Below are 14,748 nucleotides of genomic sequence, written 5' to 3' on the forward strand. Positions count from 1 at the left end.
CCCGGTTCGGTTGAATACGGGTGAATAACAATGACGGCTTAAAGATAAACGCGGATAACGGACAGTGAATGCCGTTTTGTCGGGGTGCTGCTGACATTGAAGAATGTGTGTCATTATCCCCGATCAACCCGACCTTGTCAACAGAGCATTGTTACTTCATCAGTGCGATCGCATGTTCCGCGGTCATGCTTCGGATGTCGATGAGCCGTACCGTGTGACATGCGAAGGCATGCCCGGCTTTACTCTGTGTCTTAGTGTCTCTGTGAGAGCGATTAAACCGGCGTCTCCGAAGGGGACGGTCAATGTGATTTCTCACGGAGACACAAAGTCACAAAGAAGGTGTCGTGTGCTCAAACGGTGTATTTCTTGCCGGCCCTTACGTCGACAGGATTGATCTGAGATCAATCCACTGAGATTCTCACAAAGGCCGTTTTAGTTTTCTTCAACGATATAAAACATGCGATTGCCCTGGTTACGTCAGGAATGCGTCGATATCGTGAAGGGCACTGAACAATTTATGATTGACCTTGGGAAGCGGGATGTCCGCCAGATCGCGGGCCTCGATCCAGCGCAGGGGCTGGTTTTTCAGGGGACGGATGTCGCGGGTGTATTCGTCGATAAGAAACAGGGAGACGCGGATGCGGAAATGGGAATAGACATGAGAGGCCTGGGCGATGCGGCGGCCGACCGTGACATGGACACCGAGTTCCTCCAGGCATTTGCGCTGCAGGGCCTCTTCAACGGTTTCCCCGTCCAGGGCCTTGCCGCCGGGGAATTCCCACATGCCGGCAAGGTGGCCTTCGTCTTTACGTTTCTGGATCAAAAAGCGTCCGTCTCGGACCAGAACGCCAAGCCCCACGCGGTACTCGGGGATCTTGTTTTTTAAAGGAATGACAGGATACCGCATCACCGTGCCGGACACCCGGGCACCACAGGTCATCGCAACCGGGCAGGCCTCGCACCGGGGCTGTTTCGGGGTGCAGACCATGGCCCCGAGTTCCATGATCGCCTGGTTGAAATCCCCCGGAGATTCTGGATCCATCAGATCGGCCATGCGGTTTCTAATGGCTTTCCGGGTAGCGGTTTTCGTGCTGTCGGCGTCGATGCGGTCATGCCGGGTTATCACCCGGATCACATTGCCGTCCACCACCGGCAGGGGCAGGCCGAAGGCGATGCTCATCACGGCGGCCGTGGTGTAGTCGCCGACGCCCGGAAGGCGGGAAAACGTGTCGGGATCAGAAGGGATTCGGCCGCCGTGCTCTCCACAGACCGTTCGCACCGCCGCAAGAAAATGATGACAGCGCCGGTAGTACCCGAGGCCTTCCCAGAGCTTGAGCACCGCTTCGTCAGCGGCTGAAGCCAGGGAGGTCAAATCGGGAAAGCGTTCGAGAAAGCGGTGATAATAAGGAATGACCGTGGCCACCTGGGTCTGCTGGAGCATGACCTCAGACAGCCAGATATGATAGGGATCGCGGCTGTTCCGCCAGGGCATGGGCCGCTTTTCGGTTTGGTACCACTTGAGAAGACACCGGCTGAATTGCATGGGTCAGGAAATCCTCAGGCGAGAATAGTACGCAGCGCCCGGTCCGTGACATGGTCCTGAACGAGGCCCTCTTCCCATTTCCGGACGCTGTCTTCGGCGACATTCAACAGATCGGCCAGTTGTTTGGGGCTAAGCCTCTTTTCCAGGCGAAGTCGCCGGATCTCGTCACCGGTCAGAAGGCCGACCTTCCGGCGGTAAGCCTCGGATACGGCCCGTTGGCAGACGGAGGCCTGGACGGCGGTTCCGGCTTCGATGCCGCAGTGGGCACAGACATAGGCCTCGGACGCCACATTCACATCCTCGCCGTTGAAACGCGCTTTCTTCTCTCGCGTGCAAAGGTGCATCTCCCCTTTTCCGCAGGGACATTTTTTCGTGGTCATGTGCCTTTTCCCTTGTGCCTGTTCCGATGCAGTGAAATCAGCCAGAACGCCTGATCGAACAAGGTGAATTTCAGATAGATCTTGCATGAAAACCGGCTGGAGCCGGTACGGAAGGCGAACAGTTCGCTTTGGATGATTTTGTTTTCGTAGGATCGTGACGGCGGCCGGGCCCCGACATACTGTCCGGGCTTGAGGTCATCGATCAGGGACAAAAGAACGGCTTTGAGTTCATCGTCCATAAGAAAGCCCAGTTGAAGCGCATCGGCGGCCAGGGCTTCGGGATTGATCACATTGACCCGATCGCCCGCAACCGCCTCCCGCGCGTCGCCGATCTTTCTGTCCAGTTCCTTGTATGTCGGTCGTTTCATCGTCCCCCGGCAGTTTGCGTTAAATTCATCGCCGCTTGTACCACAAAACGCAACGGGTGGCAATGAGGGGCGAAACCGTCAGGGCAATCGCTTGTCTGCGACCGGTTGATTGCGTTTTCCTGAAGCGGGGCCATCGCCTGGACCTGCACGTGGCGTGACTCAGCCTGAGGCCGTGGACCATTCCCTTGGCATGGTCTTGTTTTCTCTGTGTCTTGGTGTCTCCGTGAGAAAACAATAAAGACCGGCGTACCTTCGGTGAAGCCGGTTTTAGGGATCTCACCGAGATACTTAAACCGGACATGCCGGGGCATGTCACACGGCAACGCTCCTGTGGGCATCCCATGTCATGACAGAAAAGAGCCGGGGTTCTTTTCCTTCGTGCTCTTCGTGAGCTTCGTGGTCAATCCATTCAACCACCCGGTCGCTGCGCTCCCTGAAGAACACAAAGAGCACGAAGAAATCATGGCTTGTCACAGCCCGGCACCACCATCGTGAACGTGCTCGTGAACGGTATGAATCCCTGCCACAGAATGAGCCCCATGTGTTTTAATGAACATACATGCGATTGCCCTGCTGAAACCGTTAAGAAGTCTTGAAGACCTTCATCATGTCGTCGAGTTCTTTGGCCATGGTGTTCAGTTTTCCGGAGCCGCTGTTGACCGATTCGCTGCTTTTCGCCATGTCTTCGGACAGGTGGTTGACCATGGCGATGTCTCTGGCCACCTCGCTGGCCACGATGGAGGTTTCCGACACGTTGCTGGTCACTTCCTGGATGCCGATGGACGCCTGGGCCACATTGCCGGCGATTTCCTTGGTGGTCTGAGCCTGCTCACCGATGGCCGCGGAGATTTCGCTGACGATGTCGTTGACCTCGGACACGGTATCGGTGATCTGACCGATCTGTGTAATGGTATCGGAGGTGGAGTTCTGAATATCCTGGATCTTCTCTTTGATTTCATAGGTGGCCTGGGCCGTCTGCCTGGCCAGTTCCTTGATCTCGTTGGCGACCACGGCAAAACCCTTGCCTGCTTCTCCGGCCCTTGCCGCCTCGATCGTGGCATTTAAGGCCAAAAGGTTGGTCTGTTCGGATATTTCCGTGATGGCCTCGGTGACCTTGCCGATCTCCCTGGCCGCGTTACCCAGCCTGTCGACCCTGGCCGACGCTTCACGGGCCTTTTCCACGGCATCCCGGGTGCTTCGATTGGCCACATCCGTTTTGCCTGCGATCTCGTCGATGGTTGAAATCATTTCCTCGGCGGCGGCGGCCACGCTGGACACGTTGACCGCTGTCTGTTCCACGGCGGCGGCCACGGAATTCATGCTGGCGCTCATTTCCTCGGCGGCGGCGGCCACGCTGTTCGATTTCCCCAGCGTTTCCTGGGAACTGGACGAAACGGTCCGGGCGATTGTCTGAAGTTCCGCCCCGAACCGGATCAACTGATCCGATTTGTCGCGGACCACGATAATCATCTGTTTGAGTCCGTCACGCATACTGTCCAGGGCCCGGCCCATGTCTCCGAACTCATCGTTGCTGTCGATTCCGGCCTTCCGGGTAATGTCGCCCCTGGCCGCGGCCTGGATGACCTCCTGAAACTTCGTCAGGGGTGTCACCACGTTTTTCTTCATGAGCAACCAGACCGCGGGGACGAGGATGATCAGAAGCACAAGGGTGATCAGAACCACACTGATCCTGGCTTTGGCTACGTTCTCCTCGGCCTTGGCCAGGCTGCTGCTGATCATGAAGGCCCCATGGATTTCACCGGCCTTCCACCCTTCCTTGATGCCTCCCACCGGATCTTTCTCCCCTTTGGGACTCCCGTGGCAGTACAGGCACTCCTCGGTGAGAACGATGGGACGGAAATAAAAGACGTTGTTATCGTCGATGATCACTTTTTCCTTGAGATTGTTCGCCTCGATCTCTTTCAACACCCGGGCCTCGAATTCGGTGGGGGTATTGGCCGGATTCCGGGGGCTGAACTTGGGGGCGCGAAAGGTGTAGTCAAGTTCCCCGGCTTTCTGGGCCGCGGTTCTGAGGGAGGAGACGATGGGCACGGCTTCGAGAAGATGCTCCTTTTCGATGGCATCAAAGGGCTTGATGACACCCAGGTCCAGCTTGCGGTTCATGTTCTCCCGAACGGCCTCGGCCATATGGATCACGGTGCGGCTTTTTTCCACCACCCCGTCAACGGCTCCGGAACGGATATCCCGCACCCTTAAAATCGAAAGAATCAGTGCGACGATGACCGGCCCAACAATAGCGATCAGCAGGATTTTCCCCCGGATGCCCAGCCCTTTTTTCTCCATGAAACAGCCTCCTCTTAGAGAGCGGATGATCGATCCATCACCCCATGTGGATTGAAACAGTTAAAAACAGCACGATGTAAAGCGATTAAGGCCGTCAAGCACCTTTTATATTCGAGATTGGACGGATGGTTCGAAAACGGATTCATTAATAAAGGTCAGCTACTGTGTAAAGTCATACGGTTTTACCATGGTTCCTGAGCCCGCGGCAAGGGGAAACTCCCGGCTCACATTAGATAAAACCTGAAAAAAGAATCCGTACCCTCAACATTCGGGTTGATATAATATGGCGAACAAGATACAAAGAGCGGTTTCATTTTTATTAATCAGGGGCTTGTTTTAACGAAGAATCCTTTGAAAACAATCGCCGGGGACGCTTTGGAGGTGTTCTGCGGCTTAAAATCAGGTCCAAGGCCAATCAGGATACCATGACAAACAAAGTAAGAAACGAAAACATCAGAAATATCGCCATCATCGCCCACGTCGACCACGGAAAGACCACCCTGGTCGACGCCATGTTCAAACAAAGCGGCCTGTTCCGTGAAAACCAGTCCGTGGAGGAGAGGGTCATGGACAGCATGGACCTCGAACGGGAACGGGGCATCACCATCTCCGCCAAGAACTGCTCGGTAAGGCGGGGAGGCATCAAGATCAACATCCTCGACACGCCGGGCCACGCCGATTTCGGCGGGGAAGTGGAGCGGGCCCTGTCCATGGTCGACGGCGCCATCCTCCTGGTTGACGCCTCGGAAGGCCCCCTGCCCCAGACCCGGTTCGTTTTGAAGAAAACCTTCGAGGCGGGCCTCCGGGTCATCGTGGTCATCAACAAGATCGACCGGGCCGACGCACGGCCGGGCGAGGTGCTCGACGAGATCTACGACCTGTTCATCGATCTGGACGCCACCGACGAACAGCTCGATTTCACCTATCTCTACGCCATCGGCCGGGAAGGCATCGCCCAGAAAGATCCGGACGTGCGGGGAGAAAACCTGGACATTCTCTTCGACACCATCATGGAAGAGATTCCCGCACCGGCCTATGATTCGGAAGCCCCGCTTCAGATGCTGATCTCGGACCTGGGCTATTCGGACTATCTGGGCCGTCTGGCCATCGGCAAGGTGTACAACAAGCCCCTGTCGGCCAAAGATCCGTTGATCTGCATCGACAAGGACGGGGAACACATCCCCCTCAAGGTCACCAAGCTTCAGGTCTACGACGGCCTCAATCTTGCCGACTGCGCCCAGGCCGAACCCGGAGACATCGCCGTGGTGGCGGGGATCAGCGAGTTTCACATCGGAGACACCGTCTGCCACAAGCTTTATCCCAAGGCCCTGCGCCGAATTACGGTGGACGAGCCCACGGTGTCCATGCGCTTCAAGATTAACGATTCCCCCTTCGCCGGACAGGAAGGCAAACTGGTTCAGAGTCGGAAGATTCTGGAGAGGCTGGAAAAGGAAACCCTTCTGAACGTGGCCATCCAGCTTGAACTCACCGAGGAAAAGGACAGCTTCATCGTCAAGGGACGCGGAGAATTCCAGCTGGCCATTCTGATCGAGACCATGCGGCGGGAAGGCTTCGAACTCTGCGTGGGACGCCCCAAGGTCATCTTCAAGCACAAGGACGGCAAGACCCTGGAGCCCATGGAACGGCTCTACGTGGACTGCGACGAAAATTTCATGGGAATCGTCACCGAAAAACTGTCGGTACGCAAAGGCAAAATGGTGAATCTGGTCAACAACAACAAAGGCCGGGTCAACATGGAATTTTCCATTCCCTCTCGGTCCCTGATCGGCTACCGGGACGAATTTCTGACCGACACCCGGGGCACGGGCATCATGAATACCCTGTTCGCCGGATACGACGAATACCGGGGCGAATTCCCCAGTAGGTTCACCGGGTCTCTGGTCAGCGACCGGAAAGGCACGGCCGTGCCCTACGCCCTGTTCAACCTGGAGCCCCGCGGCCGCCTGTTCATCCCCCCCGGTGTCCCGGTCTACGAAGGTATGATCATCGGCGAGCACAACAAGGACAACGATTTGAACGTCAATGCCTGCAAGGAAAAGAAGCTGACCAACATGCGGGCCTCGGGCAAGGATGACCACGTGCTGTGCACCCCCGTCAAGCCCATGACCCTGGAGCAGGCCATCAACTTCATCCGCGACGACGAAATGGTGGAGGTCACGCCCCTGTCCATCCGTCTTCGCAAGGCGATCCTGGCCGCCAAAGATCGTTACCGTACGCCCGCCCGGCCGTAATTCCCATCCGCCGCCCGCACAGACCGTGCGGGCGGCGACCTTTCTTTTTAATCCAGTTGCTTCATTCAGCCCTTGACAGCCCGCCGTTGGCCGGTATATGACGGTTGACATATCCGTGATACGAAATCACGGTCGTACCGCACAATCCGTTAACACACATTTTTAGATCGATATACTGAAAGCCAGGAAGGCCGGGACTTTGAAAGTCCGTCTTTCTGGCTTTTTTGTTTTTATTTCAGTTCATTCAGGGTGAAATGTGAATAACGCAGCTTTATCCCGTCATCGTCTGTTCGTTCCGCTGATCCTGGTGTGTTTTTTCATGTCCGGCACGGCGGGGCTGGTGTACGAAGTGCTGTGGGTCCGGATGATCGGTCGGATCATGGGCGGATCGGCCCTGACGGTTTCCGCCGTCCTGACCGTATTCATGGCCGGCCTGGCTCTGGGCAGCGTCCTTTTCGGACGGCGCGTGGACGGCGTTAGGCAACGACGGAGCCTGATTCGGCTTTACGGTTTTTTGGAAATAGGCATCGGGGCTTACGCCCTCCTCCTTCCCCGGTTGATCGAGGGCCTGCTTCCCCTTTACCGATGGATTTACAATCATGAGCATCTCGCCTCCATGGTCTATCCGGCGGCGACGTTTGCGGGCTGCGCTCTCCTGTTGATCGTGCCCACCACCCTCATGGGCGGCACCCTGCCCCTTTTGTGCCGGTATTACGTGTCCCGGCCCGAACATCTGGGATCGCGGACCGGGGCTCTCTACGGCCTCAACACCCTGGGGGCCGCCTTCGGAACCCTTGCCTGCGGTTTTGTCCTGATTCCCGTTTACGGGGTTTCAAACACCCTGTTCATGACGGCGTCCGTCAACATCACGGCGGGCCTCGCCTGCCTTCTGGCCTCAGGATTGGAAAAGGGTCTGAACACGGTCCCTGCGTTTACCGGACCCGTCGACACAAAAAAGACCGGCCAGAACATCGGCTTCCATCGGGTGACCCTGGCCCTTGTGCTGTTCGGCGTATCCGGCTTCTGCGCCATGGCCCACCAGGTGTTCTGGACCCGGCTGATCGGCCTTCTGATCGGCCCCACCCATTACTCGTTCACCCTGGTCGTGGCCACGTTCATTATCGGGCTTGCGGCGGGCAGCGTCCTGTTCGGATGGGTGGCGGACCGGACCAGGCGTCCCCTTTTGGTTTTGGCCCTGACCCAGTCCGCCGCCGCCGTTTCGGCCCTTCTGGTCAGCCAGATGCTGGGAAACACGACGCTTTTGTTTGCCAAGCTCATCGACCGCTTCCAGCATGATTTCGCCCTGCTCCTTCCGGCCCAGTCCCTCGTTCTTTTCACGTTCATGCTTCTGCCCACCCTGTTTCTCGGGGCAGCCTTCCCCCTGGTCAACCGCATCGTGACCCGATCCGGAACGGTCCTTGGCAAAACCATCGGCACCGGTTACGCCGTCAACACCCTGGGGGCCATCGCCGGATCATTCACGGCGGGGTTCGTTCTGGTGCCCGGACTGGGCATGGCCAAGTCCATGTCCCTGGTCTTTGTAATCCAGTTCACTGCGGCGGCCTTCATCCTTTGCACGCGCCTTCTCCCACCGACCCGGCTGAGGCGCCCGGCCGTCATCGCCTGCTGCTCTGCGGGGATTTTCATGGCGGTGATGCTGCCGTCCTGGAACGGGGACCATCTTTCCCGGGGCTGGTACAGGGATTTCGCCTCGATTCGGCCCCTTTTGGCTCGGACATCCTGGTTCGAAGCCCTGTTCAACGGAGCCGCCCTTCTCCAAAAACAGCGCGAGGGTGTCGATGTGGTATTCAAAGGCGAAGGCGCCGGTGGATTCACCACCGTTGAAAAAGAAATCACCAGCGTGGGCACGGTGGAATACGCCATGTTCAACAGCGGCAAGGCAGACGCCTCCTCCCACGGTGACCGGTCCACCCAGACCCTGTCGGCCCATCTTCCCATGCTTTTTCACCCCAACGCCGAAAGGGTGATGGTCCTGGGGCTGGCCAGCGGCATGACCCCCGGCGAGGTTCTGCATTACCCGGTCCGTCACCTGGATGTCGTGGAATTGAACCGCCAGGTGGTCAAAGCCTGCGGCCAATTTTTCTCACCCTGGAACAATCGTTGCCTTTCGGACCCACGAACCCGCGTCATCGTCCAGGATGGCCGGAACCATCTGACCTTGACCGACCGGCACTATGATGTGATCATCTCGGAACCGTCGAACCCCTGGATGGCGGGCCTTTCCGATCTCTACACCCGGGAATTTTTCCAGTGCGTCCGCACGCGCCTGACCGAACAGGGTATCTTCGCCCAGTGGATCCAGAGTTATGAACTGGATTGGGACACCTTCGCCCTTCTGGGCCGAACCTTTGTCACGGTCTTTCCCCAGGGCGCTTTGATCAAAATCGGTCCGGTGGATTATCTGATGATGGCCAGAGCCGACAACCAGCCCCTGTCATGGTCCAACGTGTTCGCCAACCATTCCCATGCCCTGCGTTCGGTCCAGGCCGATTTTTCCAATGTCCGCTGCCTGGCCCGTCTGGTTGTCACCGAAGACCTTAAGGCCCTGTTCGGCCCCGGAGACATTCACACGGACACACGGCCCCATCTGGAATATACCGCACCGAAACATCTGAACGGCGGGACGCTTTGCATCGAAGAGCAGGCTGCGCCGGTCAGACGTCTTTCCGCCGCCACCAAAAGCATCATGGACAGCCTCGATCACAACGAGGCACGGCTCGATCTTCTGGCCTTCGCAGCCTCGCTGAACGCACCGCTGTTCAACACCCTTGACTACGAGTCGTTGAACGATAAGGAGAAACAACGCTACCTTGCCGTCACCTGTGATTACTGCCAAAGGGAGACCCTTCCCGGATACGGCATTTTCGATGACCCCGAACCCCGGTCTGCCTGCGCCGACATCCAGGCCAGGCGCATTATCGCACAGATTGAACGCGCAGGAGAGCGGGCCATGGACCGATACAACCTGGCCCTCTCCCGACTGGCCTCAGGCAAAAAACGCGAGGCCCTTGACGAATTGATCAGGGCGCTGAAACTGGATGAACACCATACCGATGCCCGAATCGCTCTGGGGCTTTTATACGCCGAATCCGGTCGACTCCGGGATGCGGAATCGTGTTTCCAGCGCGTGATCGACGCCTTGCCCACCCATCATGGCGTCCACGGCTACCTGGGCATGGTCCAGGCCCGCCTGGGTCTGACGGAAAAAGCTCTTACAAGCCTTAACAAAGCCCTTGAACTTTTCCCCGCCGATGCAGCGGTTCTCAACGAACGGGCAGAGCTCTGGCTTCACATGGGACGGGTTGACGAAGCGGGCCGGGATATCGAAAGGGCCCTTGCCGTCAATCCCAATGATCCTTTGTCCCACACGGCCATGGCCCGTGTTCTCGTACGACGCGGAGATAAAACAAGTGCAAGCCGTCACCTTGAAAAGGCGATCGAATTGAGCCCTGATAACGACCAGCTCCGTCACAATCCGGAATGGCTCACCCGGTCATCCGGGGTAACGATGTAATCTGAAACCGTCATGACATGAAAAAGAAAGGAGAAAACGATCGACACGCAACCGTTTTTGGAAAGGAGATGGGAACCGGCCGAAACCGGCCAAGGCAAGCGACCGGCTCCCCATGGGCCCCGTGATGAACAAGGCGCATACCTGTTCTTATCACCCGGCCGCAACCACGTCAATCATCGGAAGGTGCCCCTCCGATGATCATCAAACGAGGAAAGAGGAACATGAAATCACTGATCACGGGAATCCTGCTCATCTGCTCCGGGTTCCTTTCAGCCCTACCTGCAGGCGTCACCTTCGCCGATGAAACCCAAACCGATGTCAGCACGCTCGCCCCCATCGTCGTCGAAGAAAAAGGCGATCAGCGGGAGCTGGTGCTCAAACCCGACAGCACCGTCATTTACACCGACGACCATGAAATCATCGGAGAAGCGTCAAGCGTTCTCGATTACCTGGGGGCATTGGCCATCATCGATCTTCGATCGATCACGGACCTGACCCCGGAAGAGGACAGCATTACCATGCGGGGCTTTTCCAGCACCCGCTTCGTGTCGGCCATCGACGGCCTGACCGTGCAGAAGACCGGAGGGCGCAAGGGCTCCCACATTGTGGACTACGCCCTGACGCCTGCCTTTCTGATCGAAAAAGTGGAAATCCTGCCCGGCCCCCATTCGGCACTGTATGACGCCAAGGCCATCGGCGGGGTCATCAACATGGTCACCAGGGCTCCGAAAAAACACGAGAGCCTTGTGCCCGATGTGTCGCTCACCACCAGCTACAGTTCGTTCAACACCCTGAACAGCAACCTGTCCATGCAGGGGTCCGCCGGATTTCTGACCTACGATGTGGGGTATCAGAAAAACAGCACCGACGGTTACCTGCGCCAGAGCGCAACCGATATCCAGACGATCTTCACACGGCTGGGGTTTCTTCTGCCCATGGACGGGTATGTGACCTTAAGCGGTTCCTACAGCACCGCCGACCGGGAAACACCAGTCAACAACAACCCCTTGATCAGCGGTTTTGATCCGGATTACCCGACAACAGATGCCACGGTCGACGAGCATGGCGACATAGACGAAAAAGCAAGCCTCTTCGACCCCATCCAGGACCCCACCTGGGACAAGAAGGCCTGGGCCTACCGGCTCAACTATCTCCAGAACCTGCCCATCGGCAAGGTCAGTTTCGGGGCCTACCTGAGCATGGAGGACCGGGAGCGGGCGTCCTGGAACGTGGATGCGAGCGATCCCCCCCAGCGCACCACCTACTCATCGAGCCTCACCACCTGGCGCCAGCACGGGGGCAAGGTCATGGACGAATACCGGTGGAACGAAAACCACGCCACCACCATCGGCTTCGACATGGTCCAGCTCTATGACGGCGATGAAGGCCACGGCGACGAGCGGGTCGACAAGAAAGGCACCTTTGTCCAGCACCAGTGGGGCATTCTCAAAACCCTGGACCTGAAACTGGGTCTCCGGTACGAGGACCTTCAGATCCACGTGAGCAACAATCCGGCCACCCAGATTCCGAACAAGGGCAGCTGGATTGTCCGTAAATGGGACGAGGTCATCCCCAAATCCTTCCTCACCTGGGACATGTCCTCCCTGTCCGAAAGTTTCCGGGACACCAGCCTGTCTGTGGGCGTCAGCCGGATCTGGCACGCCCCCGACGCCCACGGGGACTACAACCCCCAGGGTCGCCCCGCCGGGGCCTGGCTGGACCCCGAGCACGGCATGGGCTACGACCTGGTGTTCATGCGGCGGCTTCTGGGTGACGTGAACCTGAAACTCAACTACTCGTTCTACGCCATCGAGGACTACATCGTCTCCAACAGTCAATATGCCGAATTATCAGGCGGCTCAGCCGGTAACCTCCGGTTCAGTGACTACAAGATCAACCTCGAGGAAGTCTACCGCCACGGCGTGGAGTTGGAACTGGACGGCAAGCTGACCCGTGACCTGTCCTTCTACCTAACCCATGCCTGGCAGAAATTCGACAATCAGGGTGACGAACCGGCGGGACGGGACAATCTGGACGACGCCCCCGAGCACCGGTTCAGCTGCGGTCTGCGCTACAAGCTCTTCACCCCCACCACCCTGATGCTCGACTACCAGTATCAGACCAAGGAGGTCATGGAGGTATCCGACGAATCTGATCACGACAATGACCCGGCAACCGACGACATCCTCGTCTGGCGCCAGGTTGAAAACCCGGCCTACAGCCTGGTCAACCTGGGTCTCAAACAGACCCTGTTCAAAAACAAGGGTTTCATGAAAGACGGAAGCCTGTCTCTGTTCGTGAAAAACGTGTTCGACGAAACCTATTACAACAGCCGGGGCTACCCGTCCACCGAACGGACCTACGGCGCCTCGTTCACGTTCAGCATGTAACAATGACGGCTTCGTAAAATGTCCGATATCTGCGTTACGCATCAGCCCTCGTCACTGCGGCGTACCCTAAGTACGCCTCATTCCTCGGGCTTCGCAAGCCTTGATCTCGAACATTTTACGAAGCCGTCCAAAAACTTACTTTTTACGAGATCATCAAAAATCAGTCACTGACGTCCACCTGGTCCACCCCGTCCGTGTCTGTCCATAACCGTTTGAACGTTTAACCATATGCACACCCACAAAGGAGGAAACGCACCATGAATATCCTGAAGAAACTCTCATTCGCCTGCCTGGGCCTCGTCCTTTCGGTCCTGCTGACGGCGGGATGCACCTCCCGTCCGGAGACGGCGTCGAATCAGGCGCCTGCCGCCGAACCGGGAACCTACCACGTGGTGGGCACCGGTCCCGGCGACGCGGATCTGATCACCCAGCGGGGCCTTGACCTGATCCGCAGGGCCGATGTGGTGTACTGCCATGAACGGTCCCGCGAGGCCCTGTCGTCTTTGGTGGATTTCACCGGCAAAGAGGTGATTGCAGGCTACAACGTTCTGTTCCGCTATTACGGCAAGGACTGTAGCGCCCTTACCGACGAGCAGAAGAAAAACCCCCGAAGCCGGATGAGCTGCGAGGAATACCAGGCCAAACAGAAGGAGTTCGCGCAAAAGGTGAGATCCGCCGTGGCAAAGGGTCGCCATGTGGTGCTTTTAAGCGGCGGAGACCCCACCATCTACGGCCCGGATATCTGGTCCCTCCGGGAACTTTCCGACCTCAATCCCGTGCTGGTACCGGGCCTGAGTTCCTTCAACGCCGCCACGGCGGCCCTCAAGGTCAGCTTGGGGGAAGTGATCATCACCGCCCCGTTTAAAAGCAAGAACGGCGAGCCGGCCGCCGACAGCCTGGAAAACCTGGTCAAAAAAGACAAGGCCACCATCGTGATTTTCATGCCCCGGGACATCGATGACGTGATGGCCCGTCTTTCAGCCTCCTGCCCGGCGGACACGCCCATGGCCGCCGTCAGCCACGCGGGCATCGTCGGGAAGGAAAAGGTTATCCTGGGAACCGTGGGCGACATGAAACAAAAATTAGAAGGTGAAGACACCAACATGTGCCTGCTCTACGTGGGCAAGGCCCTTGCAAAGGCCCATGCGGCTGACCGGCCGGAAACAAAGGCGGGTCAGGGCAAGTTCTTTCTGGTGGGCGGAGGCCCCGGTGACGGAGACCTGGCCACGGTGCGTGCCGTTTCCGTGCTTCAGGACGCGGACATGATTTTCGCCGCCAAAAAAATCAGTGAACGGTTCAGCAGGGAACTTTCAGGCAAAACCGTCATCGACGGATACCATCGCCTCTTTCCTTTTTATAAAAAAGACTGCAAGGACATGACCGAAAACGATCGGAAGCGGGAGAAGATGAGCTGCGAGGACTACCACCGGAAGCAGGCCGAGCTGGCATCCATGGTCCGGAAAGCCGTGGCCGAGGGGAAAAAGGTCGCCATGCTCGACAGCGGTGATCCCCTGATCTACGGCCCCTGCTCCTGGACCTTGGAGGAATTTTCCGACATCGACACCGAGGTGGTGACCGGACTCAGCTGCTTCAACGCGGCCAATGCCGCTCTGGCCCAGGGCGTGACCGAGGGGAAAAGCTCCCATTCGGTGATTCTGGCCTCGGGATGGACCGTGGATGAGATGGCCGAACTCAAAGGCACCATGGTCTTGTTTACCATGCGCACGGAATTTCAGACCTTCATCGACACCCTCTCCCGGCATTACCCGGCCGACACGCCGGTGGCCATCGTCCAGAGTGCCGGATACAAGGAAAAAGAAAAGGTGCTTCGCGCCAGCCTTGGAACGGTCCTGAGCGAAACCAAAGACCGCCTGCCCTTCGAGTACCTGCTCTACGTGGGTGACTTTTTGAGCGGCGACACCCGAATCTAACCCAACCATTCATTAATGGCAGGGCCGTTACGGCCCTGCCCCCGG

The 14,748-nt window shown here is 57.7% G+C and carries 9 protein-coding genes; 5 read left to right on the forward strand and 4 right to left on the reverse strand.

Going from position 1 to position 14,748, the window contains the following annotated elements:
• Positions 1-472 precede the first annotated feature (472 nt).
• The 3 genes from mutY to ACYQ11_RS11765 are packed head-to-tail and all read right to left on the reverse strand — an operon-like array spanning position 473 to position 2,291.
• Positions 473-1,543 carry an A/G-specific adenine glycosylase gene (gene mutY, locus ACYQ11_RS11755; RefSeq protein ID WP_459923979.1) on the reverse strand — a complete coding sequence of 357 codons (1,071 nt, stop codon included), beginning with the start codon at positions 1,541-1,543 and terminating at the stop codon, positions 473-475.
• 14 nt (positions 1,544-1,557) lie between these two features.
• A complete protein-coding gene (locus tag ACYQ11_RS11760; RefSeq protein ID WP_459923980.1) occupies positions 1,558-1,923 on the reverse strand; it encodes a type II TA system antitoxin MqsA family protein in 366 nt (121 codons plus the stop codon).
• Positions 1,920-2,291, reverse strand: a complete 372-nt coding sequence (locus ACYQ11_RS11765) for a hypothetical protein (RefSeq protein ID WP_459923981.1) — start codon at positions 2,289-2,291, stop codon at positions 1,920-1,922. The genes ACYQ11_RS11760 and ACYQ11_RS11765 overlap by 4 nt, the downstream gene beginning before the upstream one ends.
• A gap of 309 nt (positions 2,292-2,600) precedes the next feature.
• On the opposite strand from ACYQ11_RS11765, the gene ACYQ11_RS11770 reads away from it, so the two are divergent.
• Positions 2,601-2,786, forward strand: a complete 186-nt coding sequence (locus ACYQ11_RS11770) for a hypothetical protein (protein WP_459923982.1) — start codon at positions 2,601-2,603, stop codon at positions 2,784-2,786.
• Between the two features lie 87 nt (positions 2,787-2,873).
• Here ACYQ11_RS11770 and ACYQ11_RS11775 read toward each other — a convergent pair whose 3' ends face one another.
• The gene (locus ACYQ11_RS11775; RefSeq protein ID WP_459923983.1) at positions 2,874-4,595 is read right to left on the reverse strand and encodes a methyl-accepting chemotaxis protein; all 1,722 of its coding nucleotides are present in this window, start codon (positions 4,593-4,595) and stop codon (positions 2,874-2,876) included.
• 425 nt (positions 4,596-5,020) lie between these two features.
• Between ACYQ11_RS11775 and typA the strand changes: the two genes are divergently transcribed.
• The 4 genes from typA to ACYQ11_RS11795 all read left to right on the forward strand — a co-directional run bounded on the left by typA (position 5,021) and on the right by ACYQ11_RS11795 (position 14,703).
• Positions 5,021-6,847, forward strand: coding sequence for a translational GTPase TypA (gene typA / locus ACYQ11_RS11780; protein ID WP_459923984.1), 1,827 nt, complete (start codon positions 5,021-5,023; stop codon positions 6,845-6,847).
• Between the two features lie 256 nt (positions 6,848-7,103).
• Positions 7,104-10,382, forward strand: a complete 3,279-nt coding sequence (locus tag ACYQ11_RS11785) for a fused MFS/spermidine synthase (RefSeq protein WP_459923985.1) — start codon at positions 7,104-7,106, stop codon at positions 10,380-10,382.
• Between the two features lie 221 nt (positions 10,383-10,603).
• Complete coding sequence (locus tag ACYQ11_RS11790) at positions 10,604-12,772, forward strand: TonB-dependent receptor (protein ID WP_459923986.1); 2,169 nt, start codon at positions 10,604-10,606, stop codon at positions 12,770-12,772.
• A gap of 257 nt (positions 12,773-13,029) precedes the next feature.
• Entirely contained in the window at positions 13,030-14,703 is a 1,674-nt protein-coding gene (locus ACYQ11_RS11795) for an SAM-dependent methyltransferase (RefSeq protein WP_459923987.1), read from the forward strand.
• The last annotated feature ends 45 nt before the right edge of the window (positions 14,704-14,748 follow it).

It is taken from the genome of Desulfatiferula olefinivorans (genome assembly GCF_054657895.1).

Excerpts from the sequence above, each read along its gene's own strand:
- mutY (WP_459923979.1), bottom strand. The coding sequence starts at position 1,543 with ATGCAATTCAGCCGGTGTCTTCTCAAGTGGTACCAAACCGAAAAGCGG.
- ACYQ11_RS11760 (WP_459923980.1), bottom strand. The coding sequence starts at position 1,923 with ATGACCACGAAAAAATGTCCCTGCGGAAAAGGGGAGATGCACCTTTGC.
- ACYQ11_RS11765 (WP_459923981.1), bottom strand. The coding sequence starts at position 2,291 with ATGAAACGACCGACATACAAGGAACTGGACAGAAAGATCGGCGACGCG.
- ACYQ11_RS11770 (WP_459923982.1), top strand. The coding sequence starts at position 2,601 with ATGTCACACGGCAACGCTCCTGTGGGCATCCCATGTCATGACAGAAAA.
- ACYQ11_RS11775 (WP_459923983.1), bottom strand. The coding sequence starts at position 4,595 with ATGGAGAAAAAAGGGCTGGGCATCCGGGGGAAAATCCTGCTGATCGCT.
- typA (WP_459923984.1), top strand. The coding sequence starts at position 5,021 with ATGACAAACAAAGTAAGAAACGAAAACATCAGAAATATCGCCATCATC.
- ACYQ11_RS11790 (WP_459923986.1), top strand. The coding sequence starts at position 10,604 with ATGAAATCACTGATCACGGGAATCCTGCTCATCTGCTCCGGGTTCCTT.
- ACYQ11_RS11795 (WP_459923987.1), top strand. The coding sequence starts at position 13,030 with ATGAATATCCTGAAGAAACTCTCATTCGCCTGCCTGGGCCTCGTCCTT.